The following is an 18,973-nucleotide window of genomic DNA, read 5'->3' as shown; positions in this document are numbered from 1 at the left end:
TTTTGTTTTCGATGAACAAAAGTAAGAGTTTAATTGATGATAGTAAAAACTGTCGTATTTTTAACGCATGAATAACAGAATTGTCATCCTTTTAGGGCTTTTTTTGGTTTTTCTAGGCTGTGACAAAGAACGCGAACTGGAATTTACCAGCGAATCTTTCTCGCAAAAACAGCTTCCCGAGTGTGAGCAAGTGTCCTGTCCCGAAATTACGGTCTCTTATACCAAAATTCTTGGAGATGATGAAGTTGCCAAAAATATTAATCTTCAGATCAAAGGATTTATTATTGGTGCCTTATATATGGGAGATGACGAACGGCCTTCTACGGCTAAAACCATTGCAGAAGCAGCTTCAGGATTTATTAGAATGTATCGGATGCACTCAGCAGAGTTCCCCGATATGAAAACGGAATACTTTGCAGATATTTCAGTCACCGAAGGCTATGTTTCAAAAACACTGATAAGTTTTGAGATGAGAAGTTATCTGTTCACGGGAGGAGCACATGGTTATGGCTCGGTCTATTTTACCAATTTCGATCCTCAAACCGGAGAAGAGATCTCTTCCGAAGCACTTTTTAACGATAAAAGTGCCATTACGCTATTTGTGGAGAAAAAATTCAGAAAAGAATTCGATATTCCCGAAACAGGAAATATTAACACAACAGGCTTTTGGTTTGAAAACGATACGTTCTATTTGCCGGAGCACATCGGATTTACGGAGCAGGAAATGATCGTGCATTATAATCAATACGACATTGCGAGTTATGCGGCCGGTCCTGTGACGCTTAATATACCCCTCTCTCAAATTGAACCGTTCTTACAAATAAAACTGAAATGAAAAAAATTTATCATCTTTCTACCTGCGACACCTGCAATCGTATAATAAGGACTTTAAATCTTCCTGAAGGATTCAGTTACCAGGATATTAAAAAAGACGAGCTCACGGTAAAGGAACTTGAAGCGTTGCGCGAACTGGCCGGAAGCTATGAATCTCTGTTCAGTAAACGTGCAAAATTGTACAAAGAACGAAATCTGAAAAACGAGGATTTGAAAGAGCGCGATTTCAAGCAGCTTCTGCTGGAACACTACACTTTTTTAAAACGTCCTGTAATAGTAAACGGAAATGAGATCTTCATTGGCAACAGCCCAAAAACGGTTGAAGCTGCCAAAAGATCTATTGAAAACAGTTAATGAGTTCACGTCTACTCGCATTATTGGCCGCCTTTGGAGCAAGTGCCATCTATGGTGTAAACCATACGATCGCCAAAGGCTTGATGCCTCATATTATAGAACCTTATGGATTTATTTTCCTCAGGGTATTGGGAGCAGCCGTAATTTTTTGGGGTATCAGTTTATTTTTTCCTGCCGAGAAAATTGATAAACGCGATTGGTTGCGTATACTGGGTTGCGCCTTTTTCGGGATGGTGCTCAATATGCTCATGTTCTTTAAGGGGCTAAGCCTCTCTACACCCATAAACAGTTCGGTAGTGATCACCTTAGCACCGGTACTGCTGTTAGTGCTGTCTGCTGTATTTCTGAAAGAACGCATTACCTGGTTAAAAAGCATTGGTATAGGACTCGGACTGGCAGGTGCATTGGCTCTTATCCTCTTCGGAATAAAAACCCAGCCCAATGCTCCCAATATTCCGCTTGGAAACTTTTTATTCATAATTAATGCGGCCTCCTATTCGGTTTATCTCATCATGGTAAAACCATTGGTGGCTAAATACAATTCCATCACCTTAATGAAGTTCTTCTTCCTGTTTGCCGTAATTATGAATTTTCCGGTAGGAATTGATGAATTCACCAATGTGGCATGGTTTCAGCTGGAGCCCGGGGCGATATGGAGATTGACTTTCGTGGTCGTAGCAACTACGGTCCTTACGTATTTATTGAACATTTATGCGCTTAAACAATTGAGTCCGTCGACCATTGGAGCCTTTATTTATCTTCAACCCTTATTGGCCGCAGTTTTTGCCATTTCCTTAGGAGCAGATACGCTTACACCTATTCGAGTGCTGGCGGCGGGATTAATCTTTACGGGAGTATTTCTATCGACAAGAAAGACAAAACCACTTTGAAAAATATTTTGTATTTTTAATCGCCTGTTGATTAAAGGCTTATAGAATTTAAAAGGTCTTACTAAGCTTGTTGATTGCGATTTCGGGGTTTACAATAGGTATTTCAACAAGCTTGGTTTGACATTAAACTCTTAAAGATGTTCGGGATATTGCCCGTATTTCCTTGTATCTTCCTTAGTAAGCACCTTAAAATCATTAGTTCTTGGGAGGCCTTCCATAATACGAAGCATTTTTTCCGGTAAGGGGCGTAACCTACGCGTTCCGAGATCGATCCACGAACCCATCATTTCGCCACGCGCTATGTTTCTTCCCTCGGTATCATAAAAATTCTGAAGGAACGAAAAATACATTCCGTCTTCCGATAAGCCTTTTAATTGAGCCGACACCGTTATGGGTTTCCCCGGAAAGACTTCCTTGAAATAATAGATATGCTCATAAAACACCACCGGTCCCATGTTGAATTCGACCATCTCTCTTTGTCCGAAACCACCGTCCATAAAGCAGGATAAGCGGGTATGACTCATATAACTTATATACGAACTGTTTGCTAAATGTCTGTTAGCGTCCAGATCGTTCCATCTCACTTCAAATTCCTTGGTATACATCGAACGGTTTTTTTACAAATTTAAACTACTTTCGCAATGCAAGCATAGCACTTCCATTGGATTTTTGTAAAATTAACCATCTTTATGCCCCTTATTGACTCCGCATATCGTACTTCCGGTTTATTTAAGAATGCACATTTTGCCACAGTGTATTCTGCAAAATTGCGCCCTATGCCCAAATTACTTCAGGAGCGGGAGCGTATTACCTTAACCGACGGTGATTTTATAGACCTCGATTGGTCCTTTTCAGAAAAACCGGGTAAAAAGCTCGCCATACTGTTACACGGACTGGAAGGTAACTCGAAACGCACCTATATTAAGGGGCAGGGAAAACAATGTGTACAACACGGTTGGGATGTTGCCGCCGTAAATTACAGAGGCTGTAGCGGCGAGAATAACAAGGTATACGCGTCATACAATGCGGGAAAGACCGATGATCTGGAAGCTGTAGTGAATTTTATTCTGAAGAAAGAGCGTTATGACGAAATTGCGCTGGTTGGTTTCAGTCTGGGTGGAAATTTATTACTGAAATATCTGGGAGAGCGGAAAAGCCTTCCGAAGCAAATAAAAAAAGGTGTCGCCATCTCCACACCGTTAAGTTTAAAGGATTCTTTGGAGAAATTGTCACAATTAAACAATCGTCTTTATCATACGTCCTTTCTTTACAACCTGAAGAAAAAGGTTAGAAAAAAACTGCAACAACACCCTGAAAAACTGAGCAGAAAACAAATTAAAGAAATACGAACACTTTTAGATTTTGATAATGTGTATACTGCTCCGGCTCATGGATTTAAAGATGCATTCGACTATTATGAAAAGAACAGCGCCCTTCAGTTTCTTCATAAGATAGAGATTCCTGTTCTTATCCTGAACGCTCGCAATGACACATTTTTATCGGATAATTGCTATCCTGTTGAGCTTGCATCAAATTCTGAAAACATTTATCTTGAATGCCCAAAACATGGGGGACATGTAGGATTTCACCTTACCAACCACTGCTACTATAGCGAAAAGAGAACGGTAGAATTTTTAAATGACTAGCGAACATTCTTTATATCTGAGTTTAGGCTATTGCCTGTTTATGCTCGCGCTGGCCTTGATATTAAAAAAATTCCCTCCCAGGAAGATCAATCATTTTTACGGGTATCGAACCCGGCGATCCATGCTTACAGAGCATACCTGGGTCGCAGCCAACACCTATTCCACTCGCCTAATGATTAAAATTTCCCTTTGGAGTTTTGTTATAGCGTTGGTTACGTATTTTATTTACCCCGAGTTCACCCTTTGGACAACCCTTATTGCCAACACCTTGTTGTTATTTGTAATAATCTTTAAGACCGAAAATTATCTTAAAAAACATTTTGACGATTCGGGAAACCCCAAGTAAACTGCCCTATTTTTCATACCTTTGCGCATCTAAAATGTGATTATGATTCAGTCAATGACAGGCTATGGCAAATCTTTGGTTCAATTGCCTTCCAAAAAGATTACCGTAGAAATAAAGTCGCTTAACAGCAAAAACTTAGATCTCAATACCCGAGTTCCATCTTCCTATCGAGAAAAAGAGCTGGAGATTCGCAACCGCTTGTCGAAATCACTAGTCCGCGGTAAAGTAGATTTTAACCTCTATGTTGAAATTACCGGTGAAGAAACGACAACCGAGATCAACGAGATCGTGGTAAAGCAATATATGCAGCAATTAGCCCGGGTTGCCAATGGAGATCCGGTGGAATTACTGAAAATGGCTGTTAGAATGCCCGATGCCCTTAAAACCGAGCGCTCTGAAATTGATGAAACAGAATTTAAGGTCATTCTTGATGCGGTGGATAATGCGTTGGAAGCCTTGAACGCCTACCGATTTGACGAAGGTGAAGTGCTAAGGCAGGATTTCTTACAGCGTGTAACTACGATTTCAGATTTACTAAATAAAGTAGTGACCATGGATCCACAGCGGGTTGAAAACGTAAAAGATCGTTTGCACAAAGCCATTAGTGACCTCAAGGAAACTGTGGATGAAAACCGTTTTGAACAGGAGCTCATCTACTATCTCGAAAAATACGATATCACCGAAGAAAAGGTTCGGTTAAGAAATCACATTGACTATTTTATTGAAAATCTTAATTCCAATACCTCCAATGGTAAAAAACTGGGCTTTATTACTCAGGAGATAGGACGCGAGATCAACACCATAGGGAGCAAGGCAAATTTTGCACCCATGCAACAATTGGTGGTACAAATGAAGGATGAACTGGAAAAAATAAAGGAGCAATCCCTAAACGTATTATAATGAAGGGAGGAAAATTGATTGTTTTTTCGGCTCCGTCGGGAAGTGGAAAAACCACTATCGTTCAATATTTATTGCAACAGCAAGACCTTAATCTGGAATTTTCTGTCTCTGCAACTTCTCGCGATCCCCGCGGAGAAGAAAAGCATGGGGAAGATTATTATTTTATGAGTCTCAAAGAATTTAAACAACATATTAAAAACGACGATTTTCTGGAATGGGAAGAGGTGTATCGCGATAATTTCTACGGGACCTTAAAAAGCGAAGTAGAACGTATCTGGTCTCATGGAAAAAATGTGATCTTCGATATCGATGTGGTTGGCGGACTTCGTATCAAAAAGAAATTTCCTGAAAAAACACTGGCTGTCTTTGTAAAACCACCCAGTATCGATGAATTGAAGATCCGTTTAAAAAAGCGCAAGACCGAAAGCGATGAGCGCATTAATATGCGCATTGCCAAAGCTTCAGTCGAGCTCGCTACCGCACCTCAATTTGATCATATTATCGAAAATAAAGACTTAAAAGTTGCTTTAAAGGATTCGCATGATCTGGTGTTGGAATTTATTCAGAATAAAGCGGAAGAATAATGACTTCTGAAAAACGTATCGGTTTATACTTCGGAACATTTAACCCCATTCATATTGGGCATCTCACTATTGCCAATCATATGGTGGAGTTTAGTGATCTGGACGAAGTATGGCTGGTGGTTACTCCTCATAATCCACACAAAAAGAAAAAAACTTTGCTGGATGATATTCAGCGTTTAAGTATGGTTCGCATGGCAGTGGAAGATTATCGTAAACTAAAGGCCAGTACCGTAGAATTCGATCTGCCTCAGCCAAACTATACTGTGACGACGCTGGCGCATCTCGAAGATATTCATCCCGATTTCGAGTTTTGCCTTATTATGGGTGAGGACAATTTAAAGAGTTTTCACAAGTGGAAGAATTACGAGGTAATCCTGGAGCGTTATGCCATTTATGTCTATCCGCGTATTTCGGATGGTACCCCCCAACCTGAACTACTGGATCATCCTAAGATCACTAAAGTACATGCCCCTATAATGGAGTTGTCATCTACCTTTATTAGAAAGGGTCTTAAGGAGGGCAAGAACATAAGACCAATGCTGCCCGAAAAGGTATGGCAGTATATAGACGAGATGCAATTCTATAAATAAAACCGCCCCGACAATAAGATTACTGTGGAGCGGCTCAACTAAATAACCAACCAAAAACTTGTTATAAGTTAGTATTGTAACGCAATTTCTATATTAAAAATTGCTGATCTTCTTCATTTGTTTTGCGATCGTCGCTTTAGACTCCCGCAACTTCCCTTCACCGGGCGTTTTGTACTGAATATATCCTCTTCCTGTAAAGCGATATAAAGTACCGGAAGCAGCGTGAAACAATTCTATCGTGCTGTCATTATTAACGCTCAGTTCGAAGTATTCATTGCCCAGATAATCATAATCTAGTGTTAAATATTTCAGGTAATAATCACCCGGTACATCATCAACATTATAAATTCCTGTATAATCCCAATACAGTTCGTATATATTGGTTCCGCTAGGATCCTGAGAACTTCTGAAATTATCTTCACCACCTCCGGGAAGGAACTGAACAAAGTTTTCGTTATCAAACTCGTTTAATTCTCCATAAACGCTGGTGAAGGTTTTTTCCCAGGTCACGTACTCCTGAAGAAAATAGTGGATATTATCATAAAACACCTTGTCGTAATCGAAGGTACCACGTTGATACCCTACCAATATATAAGACAGATTGAGCGGCGCATAATACAATTCAATTTCATTCCCGCTTAACTGAGTCACCTCGAATGAGTGAAAACCATCAATATCATGAGAAATATCCAAAATAAAATCGAAGGTATCGTAATAGCCAACCGAAATTCCATAGCCATTTCCCTGCTCTCCTATTCCAACCAGATTATTGTTGGCGTACACCGTTCCGTTTCTAAACGACATGGTAAATGCTTTCTGCATAAAGGGGATATAGCCGTTTCCAACACTACGATCTATATCTACATACCATAGTTCATAATCTGAAAGCAATTGCCCTAAGGTAACGGTGTTCACCGGATCGCCATGATGCGGTGGGTCATCTACTATCACTTCGCTATAGCAGGAATTGAGCAACAAGGCTAACAAGGTAAATCCAAAAAATTGTCTAATCGTTTTCATAGGTCCGGGTTTTAACATTTCATTGTATAAATTCCAAAAGCTATGCCAAAAATGTAAGTATCTAGTTTACAGTTTTTTATATTTATTTTTCTGAAGTCGGTACAGGCTGTAAAATACTTATCGGACAAAATTTCAAGTCTTTTGAAGTCGTCAATTTCATGTATTTCCCCGCTTATTTCCGTACTTTTGATCTTACTGAAGAAATTTCTATGTCTAAGAATAAAACATTTGCCGTTTTTGGCGGTGGAAGCTGGGCTACGGCCATCGTTAAGATGCTGTGCGAAAATTTGGATGAAGTTGGCTGGTATATGCGAAGTACCTATGCCATCGAGCATATAAAAAAAGAGGATCATAACCCCAATTACCTGAGTTCGGTTGAGTTTAAACCTCAACAGCTAAAACTTAGTAACGACATTAATGAAATGGTGTCTTATGCAGATTATCTCATCTTTGTGATCCCTTCGGCCTTTTTACATGAAGAACTGGAAAAGCTTACGGTTTCTTTAAAAGGCAAGAATATCGTTTCGGCCATTAAAGGAATCGTTCCTGAAAGTAGTCTTATAGTAGGCGATCATTTCTATACGAATTACAATATTCCGTTAAAGGATATTGCTGTGATCACGGGACCCTGTCATGCCGAAGAAGTTGCCCTCGAACGTCTTTCATACCTCACCATCGCCTGCGCCGATGAAGAAAAAGCCGAGTTTATTGCTACCAAGTTGCGAAGTGATTATATAAAATGCTCCACAAGTGACGATATCATGGGTACCGAATACGCGGCCATGCTAAAGAATATTTATGCCATTGCCGCCGGAATTGCCCGTGGTTTGGGTTATGGAGATAATTTTCAGAGTGTATTGATGAGCAACGCCATTCGCGAAATGAAGCGCTATGTAAAAAAGGTACACAAAATGAAGCGCGACATTAATGACTCGGCCTATCTGGGCGATCTTTTGGTGACCGGATATTCAACTTTTAGCCGTAACCGAATGTTTGGAACCATGATAGGGAAAGGGTATACCGTTAAAAGTGCTCAGCTTGAAATGAGTATGATCGCCGAAGGGTATTACGCCACAAAAAGCGCGCATGAACTCAATGAAAAGCGCGGCAAGAAGAAGGCGAAGACTCCTATTATTAATGCGGTTTATGAAATTCTATACGAAAATAAAGAGCCTAAAAAAGTCTTTCAAAAGCTCACTGAAAAATTAAACTAGGTTGTAACTTTTACAGTTACACAGCCCGAATTCCTTCGGTGTCCAGCATCGGAATATGAATGGAATTCTCTTCAGAGATCGTATGTGAATTAAATACAAACCTTCGCTCAAACAGTTTTCCTTCAGCGAAAAAAGTGACCAGATATTCGTTGGTGAACCCCAAAACTTCGTCGGTAATAAGTTCTACTTTAGCCGAAGTATTAGACTCCATATCTCCCAATCCGTGTCGAAGGACAGACGTTTTTTTGTCTTCGGAATTTCCCCGCGACATGACCAACACCGTCTCTATAGTATCCATTCTTAAGTTAAGTAGATACACATTCCAATTCTGATTTAAAAAATCTTTGTCCCATTCCCTTATGGCCACGACTTGAACCTGTTCGGCAATATGAAATTCAATATCCTCTTTCATGAATTTTTCTGTTCTGAAAAGTCTTGTGAAGCTAAGTTAATCGGCGTTCTTAAATTGTTGTAAAAAGCGCAGGTCGTTTTCACTAAACATCCTAATATCCGGGATCTGATGCAGGAGTAAAGCGATTCGGTCTATTCCCATACCAAACGCAAAGCCGGTATAAGTTTCCGAATCAATTCCGCAGTTTTCCAGAACATTGGGATCAACCATCCCGCAGCCCATGATCTCAAGCCAGCCGGTACCCTTGGTCATTTTATAATCGGTTTCGGTCTCCAGTCCCCAGTAGACATCTACTTCGGCACTGGGTTCGGTAAAAGGAAAATAAGACGGACGCAAACGTATCTTTGATTTTCCGAACATTTGCGTTGTGAAGTACTGAAGTGTTTGTTTCAGATCGGCAAAACTCACACCCTTGTCTACATACAATCCTTCCACCTGATGAAAGAAACAATGCGATCGCGCCGAAATAGCTTCATTTCTATACACTCTTCCGGGCGAAATTGTTCTAATTGGAGGCTTGTTATTCTCCATATATCGTACCTGAACCGAAGAGGTATGTGTTCTCAACAAAACGTCCGGATCGGTTTGAATAAAAAAGGTATCCTGCATATCGCGCGCCGGATGGTATTCGGGTAAGTTCAACGCACTAAAGTTATGCCAGTCATCTTCAATTTCGGGGCCTTCAGAAACATTAAACCCTATACGCGAAAAAATATCGATGATCTTATTCTTTACTATAGAAATGGGATGTCGGGACCCAAGTTCAACAGGTTCACCCGGACGGGAAAGATCGTCGTAGATTCCGGAAGCCACCTGAGCCGCATCTATGGATTCGGTTAAATCATTTACCTTTTCCTGTGCTACATTCTTTAACGTATTCACTACCTGGCCGAATTCTTTTTTTTGGTCGTTGGGAACATTTTTAAATTCGGCAAAAAATTCGTTAAGCAATCCCTTTTTACCAAGATATTTTATTCGGAAAGCTTCAATTTCGTCTTTGGAAGTGGACGAAAAAGCTTCAACTTCGGCAATGTGTTTTTTAATTTTATCGATCATGATCTCAATAGCTACAAGGTGGCAAAATTAAGGAATTTCTATTCAATCACTTCTTTTTCGAGAAAGTATTGTACAATGGCTTCTTTCATCAAAACACTTTGCTCTCCTGCCTTAAGCGGAGGTAACTGCTCCAGTATCTTGTAGTGGGGCCAGCCGTCCTTGTCGAAGTAATCAAATTCGTAATATCCAAAAGGTTCCAGCAAACGGCATATAGCGATATGCATAAGATTTAGCTTTTCGTCCTTCTTAAATTTACGATGTAACTGTCCTAATTCCTGTAATCCAACCAAATAGATCACCGCATCCAGATCAAGTGGTTCTCCATCGGCAAATCGGTCGCTCAAGAGTTTCACGACGGCCTCCCAGCGTATTTTTAATTGTTCGTCTCTGGCCATATCATTCTAAATATCTAACCGTAGGTGTTATTTTTTTCAGCAACATTTTCTATTCACGGGCTGCAAAGATACGTTTCTTGCAAAACTCTTTTACTATCTTTACAGGAAATACAGCCTATGAATGTGATCGATATTGTTTTGGGAATTCTATTGTTAATCGCATTCTACCGTGGAATTAAAAAAGGTCTCTTTGTAGCGATCACTTCATTTGTGGGACTTATTGCCGGGGTTTACGGTGCTATTTATTTTTCAGATTATGCAGCTGCATATATTTCGAGCTGGTTCGATTGGGGGACTCAAACCACGCAACTGGTTGCTTTTGCAGTTACTTTTGTGATCATTGTAAGCCTAGTCACTCTGGCAGGAAAATTTCTCACAAAAATTGCAGATTTTGCTGCTTTAGGACTCATCAATAAACTACTTGGAGGTATATTTAATTTACTTACCTGGGCCTTTATTTACAGCGTTTTCTTTATGTTCTTGAACTCATGGCCGGATTTACCTATGAATATTTCAGAAGAACGAAAAGAGAATTCTGTATTGTATAAGCCTGTTGCTTCTCTGGCACCTATGATCATCCCCCATATTCTGAAAGAAGTAGACGAATTGAAAAACACAGAGGAGGACACTCCCGAACAGCCTACCGAAGAAAATTAACTACAATTGCTTTATATCTGAAAGCGGGACCCAGCCGTCTTTACCATTCGCCAACTGAATTCTCGCCCAGGACTCTTCAATAGTGAGCACCTGTACTTTGGTACCTTCGTGAATAGTAAATGAAACTTCACTACCAAGTGTTGGTCCGCTTTTTACGTCACTGCTTTCCGCAAATACGATCGCAGGTTTGTCCTTTAATGCTTCAGAATGGGTGTTAAATGCAATGGCCAGTGTTACAAAAAGCAGAAGCACACAACTTATGGAAGTAGCAAACAACAGACGCTTTCTACGTTCCGAAGCAGAGAAATAATACAACAGGAACAACACCACAAAAGCCAAAGAAAAGACGACAGCCGCCACAGCCCAGCCGTCCACACTAAGCACTCCCGATATACGCGAATTCCACCGTTTAAATATCGTTTGCGGCATCGCTTCAATGGCGTCCACCCGTGCGTTTTGAGCAAACAACAGATTGTTTTTTATATCCGTATCTCCCGGATCCAGTTGAAGCGCTTTTTCATAATAATAGATACTGGGGCCTATATTGTTGAGCTTGTAATGTGCGTTTCCTAGATTAAAATACAAGGCAGCCGAATGCTCACCCTCGTCCAGAACCTTCATCCAGGCTGTAACAGCCTCCTGATAATTGGCAGTCTTATACCTGGCGACTCCCTGCTCAAACAAGGTCTCAGTTTGTGCCATTCCAAGTACGGAAACTAAAAACGCAAGTATGATAATAAGTTGTTTCACTGGTCCTATTTTTTACTGAATCTGTTTATCTATTGCTGAAATCACTTCTACGGAGCGGCTGTAATCCTTTTCAATTGTCACATTTGAAGCCGGTGTATACCGTGCATATTCACAACTCTTAAGTAGGTCTGTAAACTGATTTACATGTGCTAAAGAAACCTGACGATCGGTAAGCAAGGTGGCGATCCTGTCTTTGGACATTTCGGCTGTTTCTATGGCGATCTTGGCCTTTAGATAATTGTGTAACGCCCGTTCCAAAGATTCGTAAAAGAGATTCTTATCCTGCATGTTCCGCTTAGCTTCAGAAAGATATTTTCTGGCAAGTTTTTCTGCCTTCCGAAGTTTATTTCCAACGACATCATTTAGTCGTTGCTTTCGTTTCTTACCGGCGATGATAAATAATGGAATTAACAATAATGGTCCGCCCAGTAAGGTCCAGAATAATGGTGATCTAAAGAAATTATCTCCGCCAATAGCTTCCAGATCGGCATCGAGTTTAATAAATTTAAACTGATCTTCAGACAGTGAAACAGCTGTATTGGTATCTCCGGTGTTGCTACTGGTATTGTTTTGGGTCGTTACCGGACCGTTTTCTACATCGATAATGATCTCTTGTGAACTAAGGCTCACATATTTTTCTGCCTTAGGGTCGAAAAAGGAGAATGAGATAGGTCGAATAGGATAGGTTCCCTTAAACTGAGGCACTACAGTGTAGGTTTCGGAAGAACTTCCTCGCATCCCATCGGCAAAGGTTTGAACCGAATTGGATCGTTCGGGCTCATACATCTCTAGGGATCCGGGAAGTTTTATAGCGGGAAGGTTGAATAATTTAAGGTTTCCTTTTCCATCCACTTTTACGGTAAGCTCAAGCGATTCGTTCGCATCGAGTTTGGTTTTGGAGGTGGAAACATCAAAACTGAAATTCCCCACTGCACCGTCAAAATTATCGGGGCGATTTTCCAAAGGAAGTGGTTTCACATCAATGGTTCGGTTTCCTGCCGAAATGGTTTTATTGACTCTGGTGCGCAATCTTCTCCCAAAGAGATCCCGCTTGTTGGTCTCTACATCGATTGGAACATCCAGCGTTAAGGGTTCGATCTCGAGTTTCCCGGTTTTTTGCGGATAAAGAACAGTTGTTCGCAAGATCACATAGCGATAATCTTCACCATTGTATTTCCCGTTCAGCACCTTGAAATTTCCTCGATTGTCGATATTCTGACTCCAGAAGTCGGCATATTTTGGAGTGTCTATTTCTCTCCAGTTGCTCGTGATACTTACATCGTGTGAAACGTAAAGCTTGTAGGTGACCGTTATCGCTTCGTTAAGGTAGGGATTGGCATTTGAAATTTCCGCAACCAGATGCACGTTCTCACTGGCAACATAATCGGCATTGTTCTCGTCCAATGGTCTTTCCACGGCAGCCGTGACCTCAACTGTAATTGGCAAGGTTTTATAAATTTCCCCATCGATCTCAATGGTTGCCTGCCCAATCGTAAAATTACCTCTGGCCTGCGGAGACAGAAAGTAGGAATAGGTTTTGGAGTAACTGCGCTTGCCGTTAATATAAGAATTACTGATCGCCTGATTGGGGCCACCAACCACCCGAAAGCCCTCAAAACTAGGTGGATTAAAATTATCTCCATCCTTATTCATTTCAAAATCTACTCGAAGTCTTTCGTTAATTCCCAGTCGCTTTTTACTCACTTGGGCATTAAAAGATACCTGAGCCAATGCAGTGATACTCCCCGAAAGGAATAGAATTAACACTATGAAACGCTTAAGTTGCATCACTTACCAGTCTTTGTTCGATTTTACTTTAGCTCCCTTTTGTTTTTGAGCATTTATTTTATCCTGAACCTTCTTTTCTTCATTATTCATTGCCTCTAGCAAATTCTTCACTTGTTGAGGTGATAACTTTCCGGGAACGGGTTGTTGTTGCTGAGGTTTATCGCCTTCCTTCTGCTCGTTAGGCTTGTCGGGATTTCCTTTATCTTCCTTATTATCCCCTTCTTTATTTTCGTCCTTCTCCTCTCCCTTGTCTTCCTCTTTTTTATCATCTCCGTCCTTACCGTCATCGTTTTCGCCCTTATCATCCTCATTCTCCTTATCCTTATTGTCTTTATTCTCATCGTCCTTGTTATCATCACCACCACCCTGAGGAGGATTCTTTTCAAGCAAATCTTTGGCCAACGCGAGATTATACCGCGTTTCTTCATCGGTTGGATTATTGCGAAGAGCATTCTTATAGGCTTCTACTGCTGCCTGATAATTCTTAGTGTTCATATAGGCATTCCCTAAATTGTGAAACGCCTTGTGTTTTTCAGGCTTACCCGTGGCTGCGTTTGCCGCCTGACCAAAGCGCCTGATGGCTTCCTCGTTCATGGTTTTATTGTAGTAAGCATTTCCCAGATTGTAACGCGCTGTTTCACCCAAGGGATCTATAGCCACTGCCTTTCGGTAATCGGCTTCAGCTTGAGGAAAATTATTTTCATTAAGGTCTTCAGAAGCATCTGCCAATAATTGATTTGTCTCGTTCATGAGCTTCCGTTTCTCCCTATCGGTTTGCCCAAAAACAGCGCCCGTAAGAAACAGAGATACCACAAGGATATATGCTCCATTCATTGACCTTAACATATTTCCGAAGAAATTAAAACTGAATACCCTCATCTTACTTTTCCTTTTCATTAAACAAATTCAATTTTTTAAGCCAAGCGGTCTTCCGCTCCAGCAAAAATATATCTAATACCAGCAAAAATAATGCCCCGCCTAAAAACCATTGAAATTGGTCCTTAAAGTCGGTAAACTGCTTAGCATCAAATTCTTTTTTATCCATTCCATTGAGAATGGCAGTGACCGTTTCCACCACTTCTTTGGTATTGCTCCCGTTTATATATTCTCCATTTGCTTCGGAAGCGATCTCCTTAAGGGTCTCTTCTCCCAAGCGCGTGATCACCTGCTCATTGTTTTCGTCTCTTTTGTAATACTGAAGCTGCCCGTTGCGCTTTATAGGAATAGGTCCCCCCTGAAGCGTTCCAACACCAATAGTATATATCTTTATGCCTTCATTTGCAGCTTCTTCAGCAATAGTACTCACATTCCCTTCGTGATCTTCACCATCTGAAATAATAAAGAGTACCCGGTTGGTCTGCTCTTCATCATTATAATAGGATTTCGCCATTTCTATGGCCTCATTTATGGCAGTTCCTTGTGAGGAAACCATATCGGTATTCATTCCGGATAAAAACAATTTAGCCGAAGAGAAATCGGTGGTAATAGGAACCTGCGGAAAAGCACTGCCGGCATAGCCAATGATCCCTATACGGTCACCCGCCAGATTGTTAATGATCTGAGTAACCAGTTGCTTTGCCTTTTCCAACCTGTTGGGAGCAATGTCCTCGGCCAGCATACTCTTGGAAACATCTACGGCAAAAACCACATCAACTCCTTCTCGTTTTACCGTCTCTAGTTTGGTGCCAATCTTCGGGTTTACCATGGCAAAGCTCAAACACGCCACGGCCAGACACAGCACTGTGATCTTAAGCACCGATTTGAACACAGAGCGATTCGGACTTAATTTTTTCATTAACTCCGGGTCGGCAAATTTATGTTGTGCCTGTCGCCGCCATATAAGTACTCCCATAAAAAGGACTACGATCACCGGTATGGCGATTAGCAGATAAAAATATATGGGTTCTTCCAGTTGATACAATTTATGTACTATTAAATATTACTATTCTCTATTCGTTATTATACAAAACTCCTAAAAAGCGTATATCTCAACAAAAATTCCAGTCCCAACAGTGCCAGTGCAAGCAGCACCAGAGGTCTGAACTTCTCTTCGTAATTGGTGTATTTAAACTCTTCAATATCGGTCTTTTCCAGTTTGTTGATCTCGTCGTAGATCTCATTCAGCTTGGTGGTGCTGGTAGCCCTAAAATACTGCCCTCCGGTGGTGTTGGCGATCTCTTTTAACAGGGTTTCATCAATTTCAACCTGCACATTCCCGTACATAAATGAACCATCATTTTTAATGCCAATGGGAGATTGAGCCAGTCCGTTGGAACCCAATCCAATGGTGTACACTTTAATCCCGAATTCCACAGCCAGTTCACTTGCGATCTTAGGATCTATAAAACCCGAATTATTCACTCCATCTGTCAATAGAATAATGACCTTACTTTTAGCGCGGCTTTCCTTCAATCGGTTCACCGAGGTAGCCAATCCCATTCCTATAGCCGTACCTCCTTCGATCACTGTATTATAGGTAATGTCCTTTAAAGACGACAAAACTATGCTTTTGTCACTGGTAAGCGGGGTTTTGGTAAAGCTTTCTCCCGCGTATTCCACAAGCCCGATTCTATCGTTCGGCCGTGCATTTATAAAGCGGGCCGCTACCGTTTTTAGTGCTTCCAGACGGTTGGGTTTTAAATCTCTTGCCAGCATACTGGCCGAAACATCGATAGACATTACAATATCAATACCTTTTGTGGTCTTTATTCGTGTAGATTCATCCACGGTTCTGGGTCGGCACAAGGCAATTATAAGTAAGGAAAGTGCGAGTAATCTTAGCACAAACAAGGCAGGGCTCAACCTGGCCAGCCAGTTTCGATTGGTTTTAAATCCTTTTATGCTCGAAATTCGCAATTCGGGACGTTGCTGTTTCCGCTTCCACAAGTACCATGCAATAAGCACCGGTATTGTTAGAAACAACCAGAAAAATCCGGGATTTACAAATTCAAAATTATGGAGCATTTTCTTCGGCTACTTCTATTTCAATAGAGTTAATAATTCGTTGAACTACATTTTCGGCATAGGGATCGTCTTCGGTAAAAGTGATTACCACTTGTTGCAGTGCATTTTTCTGCCCGAAGATAATGTACTCGTATTTTTGTTGCTGATCACTTTGCTTTCCGGAACTGTCGACAGCATTAAAAGTACCATGGGCCCGAATCCCCTTTATTCCTTTTTCGGTGGAAAATTCTTCCTTTTTTACAACGAGGTTGCTTGCGCCCATATTCTCCAGATTATTCAGACCTCCGTCTAAAGCCTGATCGGGATCAATGGTTCCTTCTCCGTTAAGTACAATAGTGTTCACCATGACATACAGATTCCCAATCATACTGCCGTACGCAAATGTCTGGTTCGACCTGAATGCCGATTCGGTCTCTTCCGGTAATGGTAATGGCGTACGCACTAATACCTTCGGTGTTTCTACCACTACAGCAGGAATTCCATATTCACTGCGTATCCAGCGCCCTTCTGCCAATTCTTTGGTTGGATGACCAATTAAGTTATCTTTTAAATAGGAGAGTCCGTAGCTGGAGATCAATACACCGCCCGTGATCACCAAAGCCAGGAATCCTATAACAACACCTATTAAAATTCGTTTAGTACGCCGTTTTTTCCTTTGTTGTTCTAAATATGCCTCGTTGAGCAATAATTCTTCCTCAGTCGGCTCCGGAATCACTTCTTTGGTCTCGTTAATGATCTCTTCAATCACTCCCCTGTCGGCGATGGCTTGTTCCTCTGCCTGATTCATTTTCGCGAATTTCACCAGATCGGCACGCTTAAAAACACTATCGAGCTTGCGAATGGTCTCACTGTCGAAATTAAAATGTCCTGCATCCTTGTGTAATTGCAGTCTTCCTATCAATTCGTCTGAAGTACTTTCAAGAGCGGCATCATCGACTTCCCTATCCAGATAACGCTTTACAATTTCAGTAAGCTGCGAATAAAATTCTTTGGAGCGATGTTCCTTTAACAAGGTCGAATCATCCAATTTTTTTAAGGCTACCATTGCTTCTTCATAGGGCGGAAGCTGTTTTTCGGCCTCTTCCCTTTTCTTTTTTCTTCTGAAAAACACATAGACTAGTATAGCTATTAGTGCCAATGGCAGCAACCAGAGAAGAAGGCTTATAAAATTAAACGGCGGACTTTCCACAGCAATGGCCGGTTTGATATCAAACATTTTTTGTTTTGTAGTATCTACCGGAACATCCCGAACTTCGATCTGTACCGAATCGGTTAAAAAGGACTTTTCGTTGATAAATACTTTCTGTGCCGGGATTGTATAACTTCCCGAATCGAACTGAGTGAGTCCGTACTTTTTTATAAGTCGATAACGCGATTGTTCATAGGTAGTGTCTACTTTATAGGATTCAATGACCTCCAATGGTAAAAAGGTCTGTCCTTCAGGAAATACAACAATATCGGTGGTATCGGCCTCCACCCAAACCGAATATTTTAGTTCTTCTCCTATTCGAATTTGTGTAGTGTCTACGGTAGAAGCAACTTGGGCAGATACCATAGAGGTGGTACAGAACACCACCACAAACAAAAACGCCTTTACTTGAAAGGGCAGTCGTGGTTTTTTATATGTGTTAAATGGTGTAATCACTTATCCTCTGCGTTTAAAATATCCCAGTAATTTCTTTACATAACTTTCATCCACACGGCAGCTTAATGCTCCGGCGCCGCTCTTTAGGAATGCCTCCAGAAAATAGTCCACCCGTTCACGGTAGTAGGTATGGTATTGATTTCTCACTCCCTTAGCACCTGTATTAACCAATAGTAATTCTCCGGATTCTTCGTCCATCATCTGCACCATTCCCAGATTAGGGATCTCTTCCTCCCGACGGTCGTAAACTCTTATTCCGGTTACATCATGCTTACCAGAAACGATCTTTAGAGTATCCTTATACCCATCTGTAATAAAATCTGAAAGCACAAATACAATCGCTTTCTTCTTCATTACGTTGGTAAGGTATTTCAGGGCTCGTGCGATATCGGTCTTTTTACTTTGAGGTTTAAATTCAAGCAATTCACGGATAATTCGAAGCACATGCGATTTCCCTTTTTTCGGAGGAATAAACAATTCGATCTCGTCTGTAAACAGGATCAATCCTATTTTATCATTATTCTGAAGCGCCGAAAAGGCAAGTGTAGCAGCAATTTCGGTAATGATCTCATTTTTAAACTGAGCGTCGGTTCCGAAGAATTCACTTCCGCTTATATCGGCCATAAGCATTAGGGTAAGCTCCCGTTCTTCTTCAAAAACCTTAATAAATGGTTCATTATAACGGGCCGTTACATTCCAGTCTATATTCCGAACATCATCGCCGTACTGATACCCCCGAACTTCACTAAATGTCATCCCCCTTCCTTTAAAGGTACTGTGATACTCTCCACCAAACACATGGTCGCTTAAACGCCGCGTTTTAATTTCGATCTTTCGTACTTTCTTAAGAAGTTCTTTAGTATCCACTTGGGTGTATGGTTAAAGGTTTCAGGTTATAGGTTGGCTAACTTTAAACTTGTAACTTTTA

The 18,973-nt window shown here is 41.0% G+C and carries 22 protein-coding genes; 10 read left to right on the top strand and 12 right to left on the bottom strand.

Annotated elements, in window-relative coordinates; translation table 11 throughout:
• The first annotated feature begins 67 nt into the window (after positions 1–67).
• From ALE3EI_RS05305 to ALE3EI_RS05295, 3 genes are read left to right on the top strand one after another with little or no spacing between them, the layout of a single operon-like run.
• Positions 68–835, top strand: coding sequence for a DUF3298 and DUF4163 domain-containing protein (locus tag ALE3EI_RS05305; protein ID WP_186991652.1), 768 nt, complete (start codon positions 68–70; stop codon positions 833–835).
• A complete protein-coding gene (locus ALE3EI_RS05300) occupies positions 832–1,188 on the top strand; it encodes an arsenate reductase family protein (RefSeq protein ID WP_186991649.1) in 357 nt (118 codons plus the stop codon). Before ALE3EI_RS05305 ends, ALE3EI_RS05300 begins: the two co-directional genes overlap by 4 nt.
• Positions 1,188–2,078, top strand: coding sequence for a DMT family transporter (locus tag ALE3EI_RS05295; protein ID WP_186991646.1), 891 nt, complete (start codon positions 1,188–1,190; stop codon positions 2,076–2,078). Before ALE3EI_RS05300 ends, ALE3EI_RS05295 begins: the two co-directional genes overlap by 1 nt.
• Before the next feature lie 131 nt (positions 2,079–2,209).
• On the opposite strand, the gene ALE3EI_RS05290 is transcribed toward ALE3EI_RS05295, so the two are convergent.
• The gene (locus ALE3EI_RS05290; protein ID WP_186991644.1) at positions 2,210–2,683 is read right to left on the bottom strand and encodes an acyl-CoA thioesterase; all 474 of its coding nucleotides are present in this window, start codon (positions 2,681–2,683) and stop codon (positions 2,210–2,212) included.
• A 171-nt stretch (positions 2,684–2,854) separates the two neighbouring features.
• On the opposite strand from ALE3EI_RS05290, the gene ALE3EI_RS05285 reads away from it, so the two are divergent.
• The 5 genes from ALE3EI_RS05285 to nadD are packed head-to-tail and all read left to right on the top strand — an operon-like array spanning position 2,855 to position 6,144.
• Positions 2,855–3,724 carry a YheT family hydrolase gene (locus ALE3EI_RS05285; RefSeq protein WP_317172995.1) on the top strand — a complete coding sequence of 290 codons (870 nt, stop codon included), beginning with the start codon at positions 2,855–2,857 and terminating at the stop codon, positions 3,722–3,724.
• Entirely contained in the window at positions 3,717–4,070 is a 354-nt protein-coding gene (locus ALE3EI_RS05280; RefSeq protein WP_186991638.1) for an SdpI family protein, read from the top strand. Before ALE3EI_RS05285 ends, ALE3EI_RS05280 begins: the two co-directional genes overlap by 8 nt.
• Positions 4,071–4,112: 42 nt before the next feature.
• Positions 4,113–4,970, top strand: coding sequence for a YicC/YloC family endoribonuclease (locus tag ALE3EI_RS05275; RefSeq protein WP_186991635.1), 858 nt, complete (start codon positions 4,113–4,115; stop codon positions 4,968–4,970).
• A complete protein-coding gene (gmk, locus tag ALE3EI_RS05270; RefSeq protein WP_186991633.1) occupies positions 4,970–5,554 on the top strand; it encodes a guanylate kinase in 585 nt (194 codons plus the stop codon). The genes ALE3EI_RS05275 and gmk overlap by 1 nt, the downstream gene beginning before the upstream one ends.
• Positions 5,554–6,144 (top strand): nicotinate (nicotinamide) nucleotide adenylyltransferase, encoded by a 591-nt coding sequence (gene nadD / locus ALE3EI_RS05265; protein WP_186991631.1) that lies wholly within the window; start codon positions 5,554–5,556, stop codon positions 6,142–6,144. The genes gmk and nadD overlap by 1 nt, the downstream gene beginning before the upstream one ends.
• Before the next feature lie 93 nt (positions 6,145–6,237).
• Here the strand turns inward: nadD and ALE3EI_RS05260 are convergent, their stop codons facing one another.
• A complete protein-coding gene (locus ALE3EI_RS05260) occupies positions 6,238–7,164 on the bottom strand; it encodes a nicotinic acid mononucleotide adenyltransferase (RefSeq protein ID WP_186991629.1) in 927 nt (308 codons plus the stop codon).
• A 209-nt stretch (positions 7,165–7,373) separates the two neighbouring features.
• Between ALE3EI_RS05260 and ALE3EI_RS05255 the strand changes: the two genes are divergently transcribed.
• Positions 7,374–8,378, top strand: coding sequence for an NAD(P)H-dependent glycerol-3-phosphate dehydrogenase (locus tag ALE3EI_RS05255; protein WP_186991626.1), 1,005 nt, complete (start codon positions 7,374–7,376; stop codon positions 8,376–8,378).
• Between the two features lie 16 nt (positions 8,379–8,394).
• Here the strand turns inward: ALE3EI_RS05255 and ALE3EI_RS05250 are convergent, their stop codons facing one another.
• The 3 genes from ALE3EI_RS05250 to ALE3EI_RS05240 are packed head-to-tail and all read right to left on the bottom strand — an operon-like array spanning position 8,395 to position 10,241.
• On the bottom strand, positions 8,395–8,790 hold the full coding sequence (locus ALE3EI_RS05250; RefSeq protein ID WP_186991623.1) for a hypothetical protein: 396 nt from the start codon (positions 8,788–8,790) through the stop codon (positions 8,395–8,397).
• Between the two features lie 36 nt (positions 8,791–8,826).
• Positions 8,827–9,846, bottom strand: a complete 1,020-nt coding sequence (gene pheS / locus ALE3EI_RS05245; protein ID WP_186991621.1) for a phenylalanine--tRNA ligase subunit alpha — start codon at positions 9,844–9,846, stop codon at positions 8,827–8,829.
• A gap of 38 nt (positions 9,847–9,884) precedes the next feature.
• Complete coding sequence (locus ALE3EI_RS05240) at positions 9,885–10,241, bottom strand: hypothetical protein (protein WP_186991620.1); 357 nt, start codon at positions 10,239–10,241, stop codon at positions 9,885–9,887.
• 117 nt (positions 10,242–10,358) lie between these two features.
• Here ALE3EI_RS05240 and ALE3EI_RS05235 point away from each other — a divergent pair, with 117 nt between their 5' ends.
• Positions 10,359–10,898: a CvpA family protein gene (locus ALE3EI_RS05235; protein ID WP_186991616.1), complete on the top strand. Its 540-nt coding sequence runs from the start codon at positions 10,359–10,361 to the stop codon at positions 10,896–10,898.
• On the opposite strand, the gene ALE3EI_RS05230 is transcribed toward ALE3EI_RS05235, so the two are convergent.
• From ALE3EI_RS05230 to ALE3EI_RS05200, 7 genes are read right to left on the bottom strand one after another with little or no spacing between them, the layout of a single operon-like run.
• Positions 10,899–11,648: a tetratricopeptide repeat protein gene (locus ALE3EI_RS05230; protein ID WP_186991613.1), complete on the bottom strand. Its 750-nt coding sequence runs from the start codon at positions 11,646–11,648 to the stop codon at positions 10,899–10,901.
• Positions 11,649–11,660: 12 nt separating this feature from the next.
• Positions 11,661–13,436, bottom strand: a complete 1,776-nt coding sequence (locus ALE3EI_RS05225; protein ID WP_186992311.1) for a BatD family protein — start codon at positions 13,434–13,436, stop codon at positions 11,661–11,663.
• Between the two features lie 3 nt (positions 13,437–13,439).
• The gene (locus tag ALE3EI_RS05220; RefSeq protein ID WP_233280007.1) at positions 13,440–14,333 is read right to left on the bottom strand and encodes a tetratricopeptide repeat protein; all 894 of its coding nucleotides are present in this window, start codon (positions 14,331–14,333) and stop codon (positions 13,440–13,442) included.
• A complete protein-coding gene (locus ALE3EI_RS05215) occupies positions 14,317–15,357 on the bottom strand; it encodes a vWA domain-containing protein (protein WP_186991610.1) in 1,041 nt (346 codons plus the stop codon). Before ALE3EI_RS05215 ends, ALE3EI_RS05220 begins: the two co-directional genes overlap by 17 nt.
• A gap of 38 nt (positions 15,358–15,395) precedes the next feature.
• The gene (locus ALE3EI_RS05210) at positions 15,396–16,400 is read right to left on the bottom strand and encodes a vWA domain-containing protein (RefSeq protein WP_186991608.1); all 1,005 of its coding nucleotides are present in this window, start codon (positions 16,398–16,400) and stop codon (positions 15,396–15,398) included.
• Positions 16,390–18,045: a BatD family protein gene (locus tag ALE3EI_RS13835; protein WP_186991606.1), complete on the bottom strand. Its 1,656-nt coding sequence runs from the start codon at positions 18,043–18,045 to the stop codon at positions 16,390–16,392. Before ALE3EI_RS13835 ends, ALE3EI_RS05210 begins: the two co-directional genes overlap by 11 nt.
• Entirely contained in the window at positions 18,046–18,912 is an 867-nt protein-coding gene (locus ALE3EI_RS05200; protein ID WP_186991603.1) for a DUF58 domain-containing protein, read from the bottom strand.
• Positions 18,913–18,973 lie beyond the last annotated feature (61 nt).

The organism is Constantimarinum furrinae (assembly GCF_014295415.1).
GTDB lineage: Bacteria > Bacteroidota > Bacteroidia > Flavobacteriales > Flavobacteriaceae > Constantimarinum > Constantimarinum furrinae.
This window is presented reverse-complemented; position numbering and strand designations above follow the sequence as displayed.

What these genes read in the sequence shown, in the direction of transcription:
- ALE3EI_RS05305 (WP_186991652.1), top strand. Translation starts at nt 68, where the DNA reads ATGAATAACAGAATTGTCATCCTTTTAGGGCTTTTTTTGGTTTTTCTA.
- ALE3EI_RS05300 (WP_186991649.1), top strand. Translation starts at nt 832, where the DNA reads ATGAAAAAAATTTATCATCTTTCTACCTGCGACACCTGCAATCGTATA.
- ALE3EI_RS05220 (WP_233280007.1), bottom strand. Translation starts at nt 14,333, where the DNA reads ATGAAAAGGAAAAGTAAGATGAGGGTATTCAGTTTTAATTTCTTCGGA.
- ALE3EI_RS05290 (WP_186991644.1), bottom strand. Translation starts at nt 2,683, where the DNA reads ATGTATACCAAGGAATTTGAAGTGAGATGGAACGATCTGGACGCTAAC.
- ALE3EI_RS05225 (WP_186992311.1), bottom strand. Translation starts at nt 13,436, where the DNA reads ATGCAACTTAAGCGTTTCATAGTGTTAATTCTATTCCTTTCGGGGAGT.
- ALE3EI_RS05235 (WP_186991616.1), top strand. Translation starts at nt 10,359, where the DNA reads ATGAATGTGATCGATATTGTTTTGGGAATTCTATTGTTAATCGCATTC.
- gmk (WP_186991633.1), top strand. Translation starts at nt 4,970, where the DNA reads ATGAAGGGAGGAAAATTGATTGTTTTTTCGGCTCCGTCGGGAAGTGGA.
- ALE3EI_RS05210 (WP_186991608.1), bottom strand. Translation starts at nt 16,400, where the DNA reads ATGCTCCATAATTTTGAATTTGTAAATCCCGGATTTTTCTGGTTGTTT.
- ALE3EI_RS05295 (WP_186991646.1), top strand. Translation starts at nt 1,188, where the DNA reads ATGAGTTCACGTCTACTCGCATTATTGGCCGCCTTTGGAGCAAGTGCC.
- ALE3EI_RS05280 (WP_186991638.1), top strand. Translation starts at nt 3,717, where the DNA reads ATGACTAGCGAACATTCTTTATATCTGAGTTTAGGCTATTGCCTGTTT.
- ALE3EI_RS05255 (WP_186991626.1), top strand. Translation starts at nt 7,374, where the DNA reads ATGTCTAAGAATAAAACATTTGCCGTTTTTGGCGGTGGAAGCTGGGCT.
- nadD (WP_186991631.1), top strand. Translation starts at nt 5,554, where the DNA reads ATGACTTCTGAAAAACGTATCGGTTTATACTTCGGAACATTTAACCCC.
- pheS (WP_186991621.1), bottom strand. Translation starts at nt 9,846, where the DNA reads ATGATCGATAAAATTAAAAAACACATTGCCGAAGTTGAAGCTTTTTCG.
- ALE3EI_RS05260 (WP_186991629.1), bottom strand. Translation starts at nt 7,164, where the DNA reads ATGAAAACGATTAGACAATTTTTTGGATTTACCTTGTTAGCCTTGTTG.
- ALE3EI_RS05285 (WP_317172995.1), top strand. Translation starts at nt 2,855, where the DNA reads ATGCCCAAATTACTTCAGGAGCGGGAGCGTATTACCTTAACCGACGGT.
- ALE3EI_RS05250 (WP_186991623.1), bottom strand. Translation starts at nt 8,790, where the DNA reads ATGAAAGAGGATATTGAATTTCATATTGCCGAACAGGTTCAAGTCGTG.
- ALE3EI_RS05275 (WP_186991635.1), top strand. Translation starts at nt 4,113, where the DNA reads ATGATTCAGTCAATGACAGGCTATGGCAAATCTTTGGTTCAATTGCCT.
- ALE3EI_RS05240 (WP_186991620.1), bottom strand. Translation starts at nt 10,241, where the DNA reads ATGGCCAGAGACGAACAATTAAAAATACGCTGGGAGGCCGTCGTGAAA.